The following is a 16,966-nucleotide window of genomic DNA, read 5'->3' on the forward strand; positions in this document are numbered from 1 at the left end:
GGAGCAAATGATGTCTGCAACTTCTGTTATGAACCCCGATGCGGGCGCTTCACGCTGGTGGCACAACCGCACGTTGAAACGCTTTATGCGCCACAAGCTGGCCTGCACCGGTCTGATTTTAATCGTACTGATGGTGCTGGCCTGCGCATTTGGCCCACTGCTGCTGCCGTTTGACGATCTGCATATCGACCTGCGCAATCGCTTTGCGCCGCCATTCACCGGCTGGCACCTCCTGGGCACCGACCCACTTGGGCGTGACACCCTTGCGCGCGTGCTGATGGCAGGGCGCATCTCGCTGCTGGTCGGCTTCTTCGCCATGCTGCTCAGTATCGCCTTCGGTGCCACCATCGGCATCGTCGCGGGTTATTACGGCGGTCGCACGGGCAACGTGCTGATGCGCATTGTTGATGCTTTTCTCTCTTTCCCCAGCGTGTTTCTGCTGCTGGCGCTGGCGGCATTTCTCAAACCCAGCCCAATGATGATCACTGTAATCATCGCCATTACCAGCTGGATGGAAGTGGCGCGCATTGTTGAAACCGAAGTGCGATCCCTGCGCGAGCGCGAGTTTATTCTGGCGGCGAAAATGCTCGGCCTCTCCGGGCGCTGGATCATGTTTCGTGAACTGCTGCCCAATGTGGTCGGGCCGATTATCGTCGCCGCCACGCTGACCGTGGCGCGTGCCATTTTGCTGGAAGCCTACATTAGCTTCCTTGGCTACGGCATCCAGCCACCGCTGCCAAGCTGGGGCAATATGCTGAACGGGGCGCAACAATATCTGGTACGTGCGCCCTGGCTTGCTCTGGCTCCAGGTCTGGCGATCACCCTCGCGGTGACCTGTTTTAACTGTATTGGTGACGGCCTGCGTGATGCGCTAGATAGCCGCAGCCAGCATTAATCGGAGATCGTGAGCATGGCGCGTTTTTCCCCGTTTGAGCAGTCGTTGTGGTTTGCCACGGCCGCACCCGCCCCGGATAGCCATGTGCTGGCGGGTGAGGTGCAGGCCGATGTCTGCGTGGTCGGCGGTGGCTACACCGGATTGACCACCGCGCTGGAACTGGCGCAGCAGGGCGTGACAGTGGTAGTGCTGGAGGCACAGGAAGCAGGTTTTGGCGGTTCCGGGCGTAACGCCGGGCACTGCACGCCGACCTTTACCCACTTCAGCCTGCCTCAGTTACACAAACTGCTCGGCGCGCCCTGGGCAGAGCGGCTCATTGCCCGCCAGACGCAGGCCAATCAACGTGTGACAGCGATGATCGACCGCTATCAGATTGAGTGTGAATGGCAGCAGAACGGCTATATTCAGGCGGCAGCGTATCCTGGCGCACTGAAAACCATTGCTGAGAAGGTGCGTGACTATAACGCCGCTGGAGCGAACACCCGATTGTTGACGGCGAAGGAGGCCGAAGCGATGAGCGGCAGCCCGCGCTTTTACGGCGGCTGGTATCACCCTGAAGGTGGGCACCTTAATCCGCTCGGCTATGCACGCGGACTGGCGCGCGCGGTGCAACAGGAGGGGGGCGCGTGTATACCGGTTCGGCAGTCAGCGAGGTAGTGAAACACGGTCAGCGTTGGCGGGTAAAAGCCGCGCAAGGCAGCGTGCTGGCGGAGAAGGTGATTTTCGCTACCGGGGCTTACACCGTGGCGGGTTGGCCGCAGCTGGAGCATAGTTTTAAGATCATGAAAGTATTTGTCGCCGCCACCCAACCGCTAAGCGCCGCCACTCGCCACAGCGTATTGCCAGACAACACCACTCTCCATGACGGGCGCGGTGATATCTATGTCTACAAGTACAACGCCGAAGGGCGCATCGTCGCTTCCATGTTTCCGATGGGACAACGCGGGCGCGATATGACGCTGACGCACCAGATTATGAGCGAGCGCCTGAAGTGGTTGCATCCGCAGATAACAGAACAGCTGCGCTGGGATTATCTGTGGTTTGGCGAGTTGGATATGCAACAGCGAACCATTCCACGCCTGTACCAGTTGGCGCCGGGTGTTGTCGCGGTAACCGGGCTTTCCGGGCGTGGTGTGCCGACCGGTAGCATGCTCGGTTCGATCCTCAGCGAGTGGGCACTCGACATACCAGAAACCAGCTGGCGCTAAAAATCGAACCGCTGCACCGCGCACCCTTCTGGATGGGTTTCGGTCCGCAACTCACGCTGCGTTGGTATCGCAGCCGCGACTGGTTGCGCAGCAAGTTACAAGGAGCGGCGTTGCCGCCTTATTCATGATAAACGGGGGATCAAAGATGGTAGCGACAACACAGCGCGTGGCTATGATCAGCGGAGCCAGCCGGGGGATCGGTGCGGCGATTGCCACCGAATTACTTGATGCGGGATGGGCGGTGAGTCTGGGCTGCAGAGCACCGCAGGAGGTCAGCAATCCTCAACCAGACAGTCAGATAAACTGCCGCTATGACGCATTAGACCCCACCAGCGACGAAGACTGGATCACCCAGACGCTGGCGAAATTTGGCCGTATTGATGCGTTGATCCATAACGCCGGAGTGATGATCCCACGTTCTGTGCTGGAGGCCAGCGACGAAGAATTCGATACCCAATTCTCAGTCAACGTCAAAGCGCCGATGCGTCTCACCCGCAAAGCCTGGCAGTATCTGGCGCTCAGCGGGCAGGGGCGGGTGGTGATGCTGGTGTCGCTTTCCGGAAAGCGGGTAAAGTCGGCGCAGTCCGGGCTTTACGCGATGAGCAAGTTTGCCGCACTGGCACTGGCTCACGCCCTGCGCAGGGTCGGTGATCAGGATGGCATTCGCGCCACCGCTATCTGTCCCGGATTTGTCGCCACCGATATGGGCACTGCACTGACCGAGATTCCGGCGGAAAAAATGACGCAGCCAGAAGATATTGCCGTGCTGGTACGCACTTTGTTGATGCTACCGAACAGCGCCAGTATCGCAGAAATTCCGGTTAACTGGACGGTTGAAGACCAGTACTAGAGGCAAAAATATATGGGACCGAATGTAGAGTTAGTCAGCTCGTCGCCGGACTTCCCGACGCAGACAGAAGTGGTGGTGATTGGCGGTGGGATTATCGGTGTAGCCACCGCGTTGTCGCTGGTATCACGCGGTATCCCGACGGTTTTGCTGGAGAAAGGGCGCGTGGCGGCCGAACAGTCGAGCCGCAACTGGGGCTGGTGCCGCCGTACCGGGCGTGACCTGCGTGAGCTGCCGCTGATTAACCTCAGCATGCAACTGTGGGGCGAAATGAACCAGCGCGTGCAGCATGATACCGGCTTTGCCATCACCGGGATTGCCTATGCCGCGCGCTCCGAAGCACAGTGGCAGCGCTACCAGCAGTGGTGCCGTGAGGCGCAGCAGCAGGATATTCACAGCGAACTGCTCGATGGGGCAAAGCTGAAGTCGCGTTTCTCTGGCCTACAGGGGGATTTTAACGGCGCTTTGTTTACCGCGCTGGATGGTCGTGCCGAACCGCAGAAGGCTGCTCCGGCGATGGTGAAAGCGGCTCAAGCGCAGGGGCTTAATCTGCAGCAGCACTGCGCGGTCCGCAGTATCGAACGCGCGGGGGGAAAAGTGAGTGAGGTTGTGACGGAGCGCGGCATTATTCGCTGTCAATCCGTGGTGGTCGCCGGCGGTGCGTGGTCGCGGCTCCTGATGCAGGGCTGTGGCCTGACGCTCCCGCAGCTCAAGGTGCTGAGCACCGTGTTGCGCACCGGGCCGACCGATTACGACCCTGGCATCTGCGTAAGCTTTGGCAAGGTCGCGCTGCGTAAACGGCAGGACGGCGGGCTGACGGTCGCCACTTCTGCGACCAGCATCAGCGATATCACGCCAGACAGCCTGCGCTTTGCACGCCAGTATATGCCCGCCTTTCGCGCCGAGCGGCAGAATATTAATCTGCGTCTCGGCAGCCGTTTCTGGCAGGAGTTGACGCGCTGGCAGCCGGGCACGCCGGATAAAATCTCACTCTATGAACGTATCCGCGTGCTGGCTCCACAGCCGGAAGCGACGGTGGTGAACACCATCGCCAGTAACCTGGTGCAGACGTTGCCGCAGTTGGGGACATTACCTATCGAACAGAGCTGGGGCGGCTATATCGATACCCTGCCAGATGCCATTCCGGTGATTTCTGCTATCGGCAACCAGCCTGGCCTGTTCCTCGCCACCGGATTCTCTGGCCATGGTTTTGGCATCGGTCCGGGGGCCGGGCAACTCATGGCCGACCTGGTGACCAGTAGCACGCCGTCGGTGAATCCGCACGCATTCCGTTTTAGTCGTTTCACCGATGGCGAAGTGGTTCGGGCCCAGCACTGGCTGTGATAATGGGCTGAACGGTAGCCTGCCACGTCATTCAGATGGGTTGCATATAATGGGCTTTTAATAAAGTTGGCGACAACACCCTTACTTGAATGGTGTTAACTTAGGTGAAACCAGCGCAGCGCTGCTGCTACCAACGTTAAGGGATAAAGATGAGTCAACTGTTTAGTGCCGTAAAGATTGGAGAGCTTGAGCTGGAGAACCGCATCGTGATCGCCCCGATGTGCCAATACTCCGCCGACGCGGGATGCGCCAGCAGCTGGCATCGCATCCATTTAGGTTCATTGGCGCTGTCTGGCGCAGGATTGCTGATTCTGGAAGCCACCGCCGTTGAAGCGCCAGGTCGTATCTCGCCGGGAGATCTCGGGCTGTGGGATGACAAGACAGAAGCCGCGTTAAACAGCGTGCTTTCTGACATTCGCGCCTGGTCACCAATCCGTCTGGGGATCCAGCTGGGCCACGCCGGGCGTAAAGCATCATGCCGTGCGCCATGGCAGGGAGGGCATCAACTGCCGGAGAGTGAAGGTGGCTGGCAAACTGTTGCTCCTTCAGCGCTTGGTTTTGCGGAGCAGGATCATGCACCGACCGCACTGGATGAAGCGGGGCTGGTGCGCATCAAACAGGCATTTGTGGATAGCGCGCAACGTGCGGTGCGTTTAGGTATTGAGCTGATTGAGATCCATGCAGCTCACGGTTATCTGCTGCACCAGTTCCTGTCGCCGCTAAGTAACCAACGACAGGACCAATACGGTGGTTCGCTGGAGAATCGTTTACGTTTCCCACTTGAGGTGTTTGCGGCGGTACGTGCTGCTGTGCCAGCTTCGATTCCGGTTGGCGTGCGTCTCTCTGCCACCGACTGGGTTGACGGTGGCTGGGATGTTGAGCAATCCATTGTGTTTAGCCAGCAACTGGAAGCGCAGGGCTGTGATTATGTGCATGTGTCCAGCGGTGGGCTATCGCCACGGCAAACCATCACTGTGGGGCCGGGATATCAGCTGCCGTTCGCACGCGATATTCGCCAGCAGGTGAAGATTCCAGTCATCGGCGTGGGCTTGATTACCGATCCGCAGCAGGCAGAATCGGTGGTGGAGCAGGGTGACGCCGATCTGGTCGCGTTGGGTCGTGCCGTGCTCTACAACCCGCACTGGCCATGGCAGGCTGCTGCCGCGCTGAATGCGCAGGTCAAGGTTCCGTCACAATATTTGCGTTCTGAACCGCATGGCGTGAAGGGCACGCTGGTTTAATTTTAATTAGCCTGGTGGCTCTGCATTCGGAGCCGCCAATCGTTCTTAAGATTGTAAACCTTCCGGACATCATACCTTTCTGCAACAGCTAAAACTTCCCTGGGCAACGCTCCTGCAGGATCAAACATATGCTGATGCGAAGCAGGCACGTGAAATTAAGATTTATCGCATAGGCTATATGTTTGCATCTCTAAGGCCTGTATGAGAGGGTTATCCATTGTTTCAAAAGGAATAATTTCATGACGTCGGGACTTGAAACTGCTGATGAGATTGGTCGTTATTATGCCTTTGACTCACGCTTGCCGCCGGGTGAGTTTTTTGAAATTCGTCCGCGATCTCTACCCCATAATGCCAAACCGATTACTGATGACCAACTCGGCATGTGTATTGGCTACTCTGTTGCACAGGCTCCTGGCTTATGGCGTATTTATGACACTGAGGGCAAGTTTGTTCGCTTGGAAGAGGCTGCTTTAGAAGAACCCCTTATTGATCCGATTGATATTGCGTTACTAGCCGCGGGTGTTTTTCGTATTTTCTTTGCGGGTAGGGCGTTGTTGCAAAGTGAGGTCAGAGCTGCTTTAACCGTCAAACTAAGCCAAAGTACCGTCAACTTTTTACGTGGTAGATTGAAGATTGGACTATCCGCACGAAATCTAAAAATGACGGAAACTGCAGCAAAGCACATGTACAACCCGGGACGCTATGTGCCCTTACAGATTCAGGAGAAGGCTATACGCTATGGTAGCCGCACCGCAGACCCCCGCAAATCTCCGGGGCTGTTTCGTTACGAAACCACAATGTACCGATTGTTAGAAGACAAGTCGCGTAAGGGGTATTATTCCCACAAACGCTATACGCTAGAAGTTATTGTGCGTGAAAAAGATTGGACGATAACGCATTTCCTATATAAGTGATGGGATTTTAAATGATTGAAATTGTCAGCGGTGCCAGAATTTTGAGGCTTTCACCTTTCGAAAGGGAAAATACGCCTGATACGCCAGAGTATGACTGGATCAATACCTATATTGAGTACCAACTCCCTGAGTTAAAAACGCAATTTCAAGCATCGTTTACAGCTGGGGAACTGGCGGATTTAAAAAGTGATCTCAGCGCCATGTATCAATGCTTACTCGACGAAACTGACCATCAAGATATTGTGTTCGAGAGCATGGAAAACCAACTGAATATTCATTTTATTAATATTCTCCATGGTTCTGTCGCTATAGAACTAACTTTGCGACCTGAGAACTCAGCTGAAAGTGTGATAGTTAAAGATTCGTTTGGAATTGACCAAAGTTATTTTCCCGCACTGTTATCCGGTCTGGATGAAATGATTCATTGGGGAAAATAAGGTTGATTTGCAAATTGAGTACATATATATCGGTAGTGTGCATGCGCATTGGCGCTGTTAGATTTACGTGCTGCATTATTGTTCACTGAAGCCATCTTCAATCCCTTCGAAACACCCCCATTCTTACTATCAGTTGTCGTCATTTACCTGTTATGGGAGCCGAGATGAAAACCTCATCGCGGATGCAGTAAGGGTTTAGACAGCAAAGTCACTAGCTGATCATAAAATTTGGGAAAGGCGACTTGCTGGTTAAAATCCATTCAACTTAATTCACTGGAAAAACGGATTGATCGGTATCATTGAGTCACAGTTTAACAATAATGCTAATAATTATCATTTCTATTAATTTTAAATTACTTGTCGATGAACTCTGCTCATACTTCTCAACATCGGGGCGCGGCCCTAGCCTTCTCCGCTCAACAGGCTTCTTCTGTATTTACCTCATTTCCAGCTCGCTGGCAGCGCCTTTAAAGGTGCCACGCCGCGCTACAGCCAGCATGATTTCCAGTTCAGTAATACCCGTTCGGCTCATTGATTATTCCGTTTAACGTAATACCCCTTGCAGGGTTTAGCGGATTATTCCCGCGCACAGGACATGATAATTTTCCTGCCAATTCATCTTAGGAGCAGAGTCATGCACGTTATCGAACATATCTACATTAATGGCACTTTTGTTACCCCTGCCGGCGACGAATGGCTGGATATTATCAAGCCTGCCGATGGCAGCGTTATGGGTAAAGCGCGTCTGGCAAATGAGCAGGATGCCGAACGCGCCATAGATGCTGCACATGCAGCGTTTCCCGCATTTTCGCGCACTTCGGTGACGGAGCGTATCACGCTGCTGGAGCAAATGTATGACGCGGTAAAAAGCTGTGAGACGGATCTGCATGCCGCCATTCTTGAAGAGTATGGCGCACCCTCATCGCGATCGCAGTGGATGGCAAGCTATCCAGCGGACGTCATTCTCCAGGTTATCGAAGAACTGAAGCAGTATCCATTTATACAGCAAGCCGGCGCGCCCGTGTCCAGATGCTACCGCTCGGCGTAGCCGGACTCATTACCCCATGGAACAGCAACGCCGGCTTTATTTGCCATAAGCTGGCGACTGCGCTGGCAGCGGGTTGCACGACAGTGATTAAGCCCAGTGAATATAGCCTGCTCCAGACCGAGGTAATCACCAAGGCGTTGCACCGCGCCGGGCTGCCTGATGGCCTATTCAACATCGTCACCGGTCGCGGCGATCAGGTCGGTAATGCCATCAGCCGCAGTGCGCAGGTAGCAAAAATTTCCTTCACCGGGTCAACCGCCACCGGCAAAGCCATTTTGCGCACGGCCGCCGAGACCTTCAAACGCGTCACGCTCGAGTTGGGCGGTAAATCACCGACGCTGATCCTGCCGGATGCCGATGCTCCTACCGCTGCAAGACTTGCCGTTCAGGCCGGATTTATCAATAGCGGACAAGCCTGTATTGCTGGCACGCGCATTCTGGTGCCTGAAGCCCGCAAAGCCGAGTTCGAACGTGCACTGACGGCAGAAGTTGAGGCACAGCATTCTGGCGATCCCGCCGATGACAGCACCACCATCGGCCCAATGATCAATGAAAAGCAGTGGCAACGGGTTCAGAACTATATTGGACTCGGCGAGCAGGAAGGGGCGCGCCTGTTAAGCGGAGGGCCAGGACGACCGGATGGGTTAACCCACGGTTGGTATATCAAGCCCACGCTGTTCACTGACGTGAACTCGCAGATGCGCATTGCACGCGAAGAGATCTTTGGGCCGGTGCTCAGCATCATCAGCTATTGTGATGAAGCTGAAGCAATTGCGATCGCTAACGATACGGAATATGGCCTGTCTGCGCTGGTGATCGGCGCAGATGAGCAGCATGCGCGTGACGTGGGTGAGCAGATTCTGGCGGGTAGGGTGATGATCAATACGCTGACGCACGAACCCCGCGCTCCTTTTGGTGGCTTTGGACATTCCGGAATGGGGCGGGAAATGGGGCAGTGGGGTATCAGTGCCTTTCTGGAACCGCGCGCGGTGACGGTTGCATAAACCGATAAGGTGCGCAGAAATGCGCATCCTGCAATCATGGCGGCGGTGCAAGTAAGGCCGCCATCAAAAGCGACCTCCATTTACATGTTTCAAATGATGCACAGGGCGCGGAGACGCTGATAACATCGGTCAAAAAATGGAGCATTTTGGGTTCACAGGCGGCAGCACGTTCCTTGTGTCGCCATCAGCACAACTCGAATGCCAGCTCTCGCCCACATCATCTAAACCTTCGGTGATATCCATTAACCAGACACCCAAACGTTTTAGCTTGCCGATAGTCTTCTCCAGAACAACAGCATAACGTGGGCGCGTAACCGGTTCGGTGCACTGCACATCTTTCTCATTCAACACTTGCCAGGCTGCCAACCTCACTTTATAGACCACATCATGATTCAGCAGGTATTGCAGTGCCTTGATGCTGTGATCGCTTTCCTGCGCTTTCAAGACGGCGATTAACTTCAGTCGTTTATTAAAATCTGTTTTATCCTTCATGAGGATGTCGATTTCTTCTGGTTGCACTCCATCCCCTAAATTGAATAGCCAATGTTCACAAACGTAAGCGGCGGGGCGTTTTACACACATCTCCGACCGCCTGGTCGATGCCACCACGCTGGCAATTAGCAAACATTACCACTCCTTCGTTAACCCATATGAATCTTCTTGGCGTTCATTCGGGTCAGCGTTTAGTGGTTCATAAAAGTGGTTTGCTTGCACAGCATTGCACGTTAAGTTAACAATAATTATTTCAAGTCATAATGTTTTACAAACTCACAAGGATTTCGTGAACATGAAGAAGTTGCTTTACCCCATATCCATGATCTTAATCGGTGTTGTTGTCACACTGGTATCACTTTTCATACTCCTGGCATTCAACAAAGCTATTCCGGCAAGTAAAGAGTATCAACAAGAATGTACAAAGCTGACTGTCTCACAAATCAAAACCAGTTTCATCAAGTCATGGTTCAGAACGGCCGCTGAGGGTGAAGAAATGGATTCGATTGGATTGTCCAGCATTCGGTTTGAGACAAAACCAACGTTTTCCGACAACAGTTGGTCAGGTGAATTGAAGGTGCTTGGGGAAAAAGGGCACTACTCTGCGCATGTTTATTTGGATTGTTATAACGGATATTTTGATTATAGCGGTTCATTCGAAAATGAACCCTGACCTAAAAAGCAGTCATTACGCATTTCAGGTCAGGGAATATGTTTTTGCTGCCTTCCAGCAGTTCTGCTGCGCGGTGAGTGGTAAGGCGGCGCTCGATGACATCCTGAATGACTTTGACGCGATTAATCTCTTTCAACGTAAATACCCCTGAGCTATCTGCGATCACGGCAAGCCTCCCGGTAGTTTTACTGACTGAAAACGACGCTGTGAGAGGTACCATAACGCGGTCATGTTTATTGAGCCACAGGCGGACATTACTATTGGGGTGCTACAACCAAAGTGCGCATAATCATGATTATGTTAAATTAAGTGTTGATAACTCTATCCAAGCTGAGCTGCCATCATCAACCACTCTCCTCTGACTTATCAGTTCGCTGAGCATTGCTTGATAACCACATACAATCAAATTTCACATTTTAAATGGCTGCTCTGGGGTTTTGCCGTTCAATTCACTCTGAAGCCCGACTAATAACGACTTTAATCTATCTCCTGCATAACTTAGAAATTCAGCACGCCCTAGAGTTTTGTCAAAAAATGGCTGAGGTAAAAAACGCTTCATTTTGTTGTAAAAAACGACCGTAACCTACCACACTTCGCATGCCTGCAAGTTCTGCAGATTCCAAAGCTTTACCAACTAGTTCGGCAAAGTTAACCTTTTTATTCATCCTGAAGCTCCGTTTTATCGACTAAATGAGTGGCTTCGTCAAGTACACATGAAAACCACTTTTATGGGGTATTCATGTGTACTTAATCAGCTCACCACAGCCAGCCCATCAGCCAATTCTCCCCATAACGATCAAGAAAAAACGCGCAAAACACCATCAAAACGCGACGGCGCCACGTCGATTTTCTACGGTTAGTCCTCACATAAAATCTCAGAATTCACGTAGCGACGCCTAATAAACTGATTATTGCCATGCATAACGTTATCAACATTGCCCAGAGGTCTAGAATTCCGCACCGCCGTCCAGCGTTTTTTCGCCATCAACTACAGTTAACTTATTCAATCCTTGGCAGAAAATTCAGCATCATGCCCTTTTCTCTGACTTCGCATTTGTTTGCACGGTTACGCTTGTTGATCTCGATGGCGGCCGGAGTGACCTGCTATTTTTTACTGCCCACGCAATTGGGGATTTTGCAACGCGTGTTGATTGGCTGGAATGTGCTGGCGTGGCTCTATCTGTGGTTTATCTGGTTTCGCATGTTGCGCACCGATGCTGGAGAAATTAAACGCATCGCCCAGATGCAAGATCAGAGCGCTGCCCTGGTGCTGGGAATGGTTATTGTGGCTTGTATGATCAGTATCGTGGCGATCATGAGCGAGCTGCCGGCGTTGAAACATCTCAGTGGCACGCCGCGCGCGCTTCATCTTTTGCTGACCGCCATGACGCTGATTGTCTCATGGGCACTGCTGCCTAGTTCGTTTGCGATGCACTATGCCCATCAGCACTATTTACATCGTAGCAAAAACGTCACACCGATGATCTTCCCTGAAAAACCCGACGAACCCGCGTATTGGGATTTTCTCTACTTCTCTTTCACTATCGCTGTGGCCTCGCAGACCGCAGATGTGGCAACGGGCACCACCGAAATGCGCAAGCTTGCGCTGCTGCAATCGGTGATCTCGTTTATCTTCAATCTGGCCATTCTCGGACTGTCGGTGAATGTCGGGGCCGGACTGCTGAGTTAAAAAAACTAACGACGACCTTTAATGACCGATGCAGACCAGTTGAAATCACTGACTTCACTTGCCGATTGCGCTTCAGGTTTCTTACGACGCGGCGGTGCTTTTTTTGCTTTATCGGCTTTGGCTTTTTCTTTCGCCAACTTAACTGTCATCACTTGCTGGCGCGCGTCGGCGGTGTATTCCTTTTCTTTTTTCGCATCAGGCTCTTTACCACTGCGCTGCCGATGTTTCTCCATCAAACTTTTGAAGATTTCATCCACCTCAAGACGCTCGGCTTCATTGAACTGGTCGATTGAAATCATTTTCTTATCGCTCATGGCATTTCTTCCCTCAGTAAATGGCTAAGCTCAGTCTACACCATTGCTGCCGGCGCGGCTTTCTTGTAATCTTGCCCGCCAATCATCCGCCTGCAAATAAGGATTCAACATGACCACTCACCCATCAAAAGATCCGCTGCATGGCGTCACGCTGGAAATGGTGGTGAATGCATTAGTCGCCCGTTACGGCTGGGTTGAACTGGCTAAGCTGATTAACATTAACTGTTTCAAAAGCGATCCTAGCGTTAAATCGAGTCTTAAGTTTTTGCGTCGGACGCCCTGGGCCCGCGCCGAGGTTGAAGCGCTGTATCTGGATTCCCTGGAAGAGCCAGCTCCGCAAGACGACAGCGATCCGTCGTTTAATCCATGGACGCAGGGCCGCGATTAACCCGAGTGCTTCAACACTTCCTCACCCTTTCCTTTTGATGACAACCTTGCCAGCGTCATCACATTTTCCAATGACCGGCTGCCTTGTATCTTCTTTTCTCGCGTGACAATATCGATACATGTATATACATGTATCGCCACCTGCAATCACAACTAATAAACAAAAATAACCATAACGCACTGCGTTCACTGTTTCAGCGAGGAAACTATGTCAGCCGAATCACCTGCAGCAGATTACTTAGGCACGGAGAAAAAGCGCCTGTCTGAAACACGATCCATCGATTACATTCCATTAAGCGAACGCCATGGGCATCCCTTCAGTCAATTTACGCTGTGGTTTGGTGGCAATCTGCAGATCACCGCCATTGTGACCGGTGCGCTGGCCGTAGTACTCGGCGGTGATGTGGTTTGGTCGCTGATCGGTTTACTGGTCGGGCAAGTTGTTGGCGCGGCCATCATGTCACTGCACGCGATTCAAGGACCGCGTCTCGGCCTGCCGCAAATGATCACCAGTCGCATGCAGTTTGGTGTTTTCGGCGCGGTAATCCCGTTGGTGCTGGTCTGCATTATGTATATCGGCTTCTCTGCCAGCGGCACGGTGCTGGCAGGCCAGGCGTTGGCGAAGCTGATCGGTGTGAGTAACGCCGCCGGGATGATCCTGTTTAGCGCCATTATTGTGGTCATTGCGGTGCTGGGTTACCGCGTTATCCATAAACTCGGCAAAGTGGCGAGCGTGATCGGCGTACTGGCCTTTGCTTATCTGTTCATCACTCTGCTGTCCACCCACGATTTAGCGACCGTGTGGCAGAATCAGCACTTCACCCTTGCTAACTTCCTGCTGGCCGTCTCCCTTTCCTCATCGTGGCAAATCGCCTTTTGCCCCTATGTATCTGACTACTCGCGCTATTTACCTGCCGATGTTTCAGCGAAGAAGTTGTTCAGTTCAGTATTTTTCGGCACCGTCTTAGGTACTCAAGCTTCGATGACGCTGGGCGTGATTGTGGCCGCGATTGCTGGCAAGGCGTTCTCCGGGAATGAGGTCGGTTACATCGTAGGATTAGGCAGCAGCGCGACAATGGCGATGGTGATTTATTTCGCCATCTGCTTCGGCAAAATCACCTTCACTACCTTGAATGCCTACGGCAGCTTTATGTCGCTGACCACCATCGTTTCTGGTTTCCGTCAGCAAACCTCGCTCAGCCGTGGCGGACGCATTCTGTTTGTGGTGCTGATGGTCACGATTGCTTGCATCATTGCGCTGATCAGTGAACCCGCTTTTCTGAAGTCGTTCACACACTTCCTGTTGTTTTTACTGGCCTTCTTTGTTCCCTGGAGCGCAATCAGCCTGACGGATTTTTATCTGATTACCAAAGGCAAAGTAGATGTCCCCGCGCTCTCCCAGCCGTATGGCCGTTATGGACGCTGGAACTGGGTTGGCATCGTGGTTTATTTTCTCGGCGTGCTGGTACAGCTGCCGTTTATTGATAATCCGCTGCACCACGGATCGTTAACCTGGATCTTTGCCGGGAATGATGTGTCGTGGATCATCGGCTGGTTTGTCACGGCGTTGCTGTGGCTGGCGGCGCGTCGACTGGACCGTCGCGGCACATTAGTGCAGTCTATCTACCCCAATCAGTGACGTTGTCACGGCCGCCGCATTAGGCGGCCATTGTCGGTTACTTATCGTTGGTAAAACGTCCCACGATAGTGGCCGCGCCTAGCGCGTGGCCTTTCAGTTTAGCAATCAACTCATCATGGGTTAATCCTGCAGGTAATTGATTTACCGGCAGATCGGTCGCAACCATGACAAAATTGTAGTGGTGCATCCCGCTTCCTACTGGCGGACAAGGGCCATAATACGCGGTGGTGCCTGGCGAATTTTTACCTCCGGTATACCCCTCGCCTTTACTTAATTCTCCCTGCGCAAACTGAGTACGATCGGCAGCGATGTTGTAGGCCACCATATGCGTGACCCCTAGCCCTTTACCGCCAACAGGATCGGTTAGCATCAATGCGAAACTGCGCGTCCCGCTCGGCACATTTGACCAGCTCAATGCAGGCGACACGTTGTCGCCGGTACACGACGGGTTACTTTTGTTATTGCCGGCGAAGGTTTTATCCAGCATCGCACTGTCGTTAAAATCCGACGATTGCAGGGTAAATACCGGCGCCGCCATGACCGTTCCCGGAAGCAGTGCCAGTAGCAATGCACGTTTAAACATAACCATCATTCTCTCCTGTTGATGAAAAAATCGGGCAAAGGATCAAGTATATAGCCTGATGCCATAGTTGCTGCCGAATGTGCTTAAACAGAGAAAAGAGAGTTAGTAAGAACGTTGACGGTAGTCCTGCAGTTGCATCATTTCAATCTGACGTGGTGTGGCTACCGGCCACGACTGCTGCGGGAACAGGTATAAGCGAACGCTGAATAAATGGAATAGCGGCGTCATTAAGCTGTCATCGTGCCGGGCCAAACGTTCCAGCATCAGCAGCAGCAAATCCAGTTCATCCAGTAAGTCTTGATGCGGCGGCGTTTGCAGCGATTTCAGGCGACGTTTAAGGAACAATGCCAGTTCGTGAAACATCTGCCCGCTGTCCAGATGGTGTTTTGCCAGCAGATCTTTATGGCGAGCGTAGTAATCAAAACTGTTCACGCCAAGCCACACTTCGGTCAGCAACATGCCGGCCGTCGACATATCTGGCTGCGGGTCGAGCCGTAAGCGCGGCAGCACCACATTCACTTTATCCAGCATCAGACTGATAAAACGTTGCCTGCCCAGCAGAGAGGAACCGGTACGTTCCAGTTCTTTAATGAAGCGTAACAGCTCACGTAATCCCTGGCGTACCGCGCGACGGGCTGTCCATGAAGGCCGCTTGTTGCGCATCAAGACCGTGACAATAACGGCGAAAAGCACCCCGGCCAGCGAGGAGATGGCGTTATTGATCAACAACACCAGATCGGGTTTTAAGTGATGCCCCAGGCCAATAAAACCGGGGATTTGAATCGCAACGCTGATACCAATCATATTAGTGGAGGGCCGTGCAATCATCAGGCCCAGCAACAGCAGGCCCGGTGCGAGACAGATCATCAACGCTTCAAACGACGTCGCCTGCGGTAACAGCAGCGCCACATAAATCACGCTGATAAAAATGGCGACAATCACGCCGCGTACAAATAACTTCATCGAGGTCAGTGGCGTATCCATGCTGGCAAACAGCGAGCTGAGGATAGCAGCCATCACCGGCGCAGAGGCGCCATCGTGCCAGCCCGTGCCTATCCATAGCAGGCAAGAACCAAAGATGGCGCAAAAAGCGGTGAGCGCAGATAACCGGATCAAGCCTTTGTCGTAAAAACGGTGCGTGCGTTTGCCGCGTGCCGGAGTGGTATCACCCGATAAATCACTGACCAGCCCGCCAACGCTTTGATAGGCACCCGCAATGCGCACGAAATCTGCCATTCGCTCCAGTAAACCGGTGAATAACAGGCAATGCTCAATCGGTAATTCACCCTTGCGCCACGCGTTATTGATATCGCTCTGACAACGGGTTAACTCCAGCTGAATACCGCTGGTTTCACCGACGGCTTCACCATCATTGAGCCAATGTAAAAACAGACGGAACGCGACCGCAACATTATCGGGGAAGGCAATGCTCTGAGCAGATAGACGATGCAAACGCATCTCTATCGCCGTCAGCGTCGGAATCAAATACGAAAGATGCTGATACTGCACGCTGACAAGACGAATTAGACGTCGTGCCGCATCGCCTTCGTAGACGCAGTGCGTGATCAGCATTTCCACCTGCTGGGGATTGGTGGCCATCCGCGTTAGGATCTCATCTCGCTCGGGAGAGTTATCGCCAGGAATACCGGACAGCAGATCGTGGCACAGCTTACGCGCGTTGAGGTACCACTGACTTACGCTCTGTTCCAGTAAACTGCGCATGGATACCGGAAACAGTAATGCGTGCACCAGGCTGCTGCACGCCGTGCCGACCGCGATCTCTTCAATACGCGATAGCACGGTGCTGGTGATCGACAGTGGCGTCATCACTTCGGGAAACCCCATGATCGCCGCACTGTAGCCCGCCAGCATAAATACGTAACTTTTTGGCGTACGATCGTGCAAGGAAAGATACAGACACACGCTCACCCACAGCGAGATGCACAGGCTTAACAGCAGCGGATGCTCAACGGTGAGAGGGAAAATAAAGAAGATAAATACGCCGCCCAACAACGTCCCGAGCATGCGAAAGAGTGACTTTGAAATGGTGGATGCAGAGTAAAGCTGTGAAGCGATAAACACCGTGGTAATGGCCCAAGCGGGTTTATCCAGATTGAGTTCCAGAGAGAAATACAATGCCAGAAAGGCGGCCAGACAGGTTTTTACAGCAAAAAAACGGCGTTTTTTGAAAACCACTGCATGACAGTATTGAGACCAGACGGCGCTAAGTGCGGCGTATCGTGCCAGAAT

14 protein-coding genes and 3 pseudogenes are annotated in these 16,966 nt (G+C 52.9%); 12 read left to right on the forward strand and 5 right to left on the reverse strand.

Features of this window, described 5'->3' with window-relative positions:
* Nucleotides 1-10: 10 nt before the first annotated feature.
* From HA45_RS27005 to HA45_RS27040, 8 genes and pseudogenes are all read left to right on the forward strand, one after another.
* Nucleotides 11-895: an ABC transporter permease gene (locus HA45_RS27005; protein ID WP_162288457.1), complete on the forward strand. Its 885-nt coding sequence runs from the start codon at nt 11-13 to the stop codon at nt 893-895.
* A gap of 15 nt (nt 896-910) precedes the next feature.
* Nucleotides 911-2,103 (forward strand): annotated as a pseudogene (locus tag HA45_RS27010) (NAD(P)/FAD-dependent oxidoreductase).
* A gap of 145 nt (nt 2,104-2,248) precedes the next feature.
* Nucleotides 2,249-2,953: an SDR family NAD(P)-dependent oxidoreductase gene (locus HA45_RS27015; protein WP_100700460.1), complete on the forward strand. Its 705-nt coding sequence runs from the start codon at nt 2,249-2,251 to the stop codon at nt 2,951-2,953.
* A gap of 12 nt (nt 2,954-2,965) precedes the next feature.
* Entirely contained in the window at nt 2,966-4,294 is a 1,329-nt protein-coding gene (locus tag HA45_RS27020) for an NAD(P)/FAD-dependent oxidoreductase (protein WP_100700459.1), read from the forward strand.
* A gap of 149 nt (nt 4,295-4,443) precedes the next feature.
* Nucleotides 4,444-5,535, forward strand: a complete 1,092-nt coding sequence (locus HA45_RS27025) for an NADH:flavin oxidoreductase/NADH oxidase (RefSeq protein WP_100700458.1) — start codon at nt 4,444-4,446, stop codon at nt 5,533-5,535.
* A 239-nt stretch (nt 5,536-5,774) separates the two neighbouring features.
* Nucleotides 5,775-6,449: a hypothetical protein gene (locus tag HA45_RS27030; RefSeq protein WP_240629183.1), complete on the forward strand. Its 675-nt coding sequence runs from the start codon at nt 5,775-5,777 to the stop codon at nt 6,447-6,449.
* Between the two features lie 11 nt (nt 6,450-6,460).
* Nucleotides 6,461-6,886: a WapI family immunity protein gene (locus HA45_RS27035; RefSeq protein WP_100700457.1), complete on the forward strand. Its 426-nt coding sequence runs from the start codon at nt 6,461-6,463 to the stop codon at nt 6,884-6,886.
* 730 nt (nt 6,887-7,616) lie between these two features.
* Nucleotides 7,617-8,938 (forward strand): annotated as a pseudogene (locus tag HA45_RS27040) (aldehyde dehydrogenase family protein).
* 129 nt (nt 8,939-9,067) lie between these two features.
* Here the strand turns inward: HA45_RS27040 and HA45_RS27045 are convergent.
* The gene (locus tag HA45_RS27045; RefSeq protein ID WP_128599123.1) at nt 9,068-9,562 is read right to left on the reverse strand and encodes a hypothetical protein; all 495 of its coding nucleotides are present in this window, start codon (nt 9,560-9,562) and stop codon (nt 9,068-9,070) included.
* A 163-nt stretch (nt 9,563-9,725) separates the two neighbouring features.
* On the opposite strand from HA45_RS27045, the gene HA45_RS27050 reads away from it, so the two are divergent.
* On the forward strand, nt 9,726-10,103 hold the full coding sequence (locus HA45_RS27050) for a hypothetical protein (protein WP_100700454.1): 378 nt from the start codon (nt 9,726-9,728) through the stop codon (nt 10,101-10,103).
* A gap of 527 nt (nt 10,104-10,630) precedes the next feature.
* On the opposite strand, the gene HA45_RS27410 is transcribed toward HA45_RS27050, so the two are convergent.
* On the reverse strand, nt 10,631-10,768 hold the full coding sequence (locus HA45_RS27410) for a hypothetical protein (protein WP_157811620.1): 138 nt from the start codon (nt 10,766-10,768) through the stop codon (nt 10,631-10,633).
* A 365-nt stretch (nt 10,769-11,133) separates the two neighbouring features.
* On the opposite strand from HA45_RS27410, the gene HA45_RS27055 reads away from it, so the two are divergent.
* On the forward strand, nt 11,134-11,793 hold the full coding sequence (locus tag HA45_RS27055; RefSeq protein ID WP_100700453.1) for a DUF1345 domain-containing protein: 660 nt from the start codon (nt 11,134-11,136) through the stop codon (nt 11,791-11,793).
* A 5-nt stretch (nt 11,794-11,798) separates the two neighbouring features.
* Here the strand turns inward: HA45_RS27055 and HA45_RS27060 are convergent, their stop codons facing one another.
* Complete coding sequence (locus tag HA45_RS27060; protein WP_100700452.1) at nt 11,799-12,107, reverse strand: hypothetical protein; 309 nt, start codon at nt 12,105-12,107, stop codon at nt 11,799-11,801.
* Nucleotides 12,108-12,216: 109 nt separating this feature from the next.
* Here HA45_RS27060 and HA45_RS27065 point away from each other — a divergent pair, with 109 nt between their 5' ends.
* Together HA45_RS27065 and HA45_RS27070 are read left to right on the forward strand one after the other, a co-directional pair.
* Nucleotides 12,217-12,495 (forward strand): VF530 family protein, encoded by a 279-nt coding sequence (locus HA45_RS27065; protein WP_100700451.1) that lies wholly within the window; start codon nt 12,217-12,219, stop codon nt 12,493-12,495.
* Nucleotides 12,496-12,702: 207 nt separating this feature from the next.
* On the forward strand, nt 12,703-14,133 hold the full coding sequence (locus HA45_RS27070; protein ID WP_100700450.1) for a purine-cytosine permease family protein: 1,431 nt from the start codon (nt 12,703-12,705) through the stop codon (nt 14,131-14,133).
* 37 nt (nt 14,134-14,170) lie between these two features.
* Here HA45_RS27070 and HA45_RS27075 read toward each other — a convergent pair whose 3' ends face one another.
* Both HA45_RS27075 and HA45_RS27080 read right to left on the reverse strand, forming a co-directional pair.
* A complete protein-coding gene (locus HA45_RS27075) occupies nt 14,171-14,722 on the reverse strand; it encodes a YbhB/YbcL family Raf kinase inhibitor-like protein (RefSeq protein ID WP_100700449.1) in 552 nt (183 codons plus the stop codon).
* A 96-nt stretch (nt 14,723-14,818) separates the two neighbouring features.
* Nucleotides 14,819-16,917, reverse strand: a pseudogene (locus HA45_RS27080) (FUSC family protein).
* Nucleotides 16,918-16,966 lie beyond the last annotated feature (49 nt).

This window comes from Pantoea rodasii, assembly GCF_002095465.1.
Classification (GTDB): Bacteria; Pseudomonadota; Gammaproteobacteria; order Enterobacterales; family Enterobacteriaceae; genus Pantoea; species Pantoea rodasii.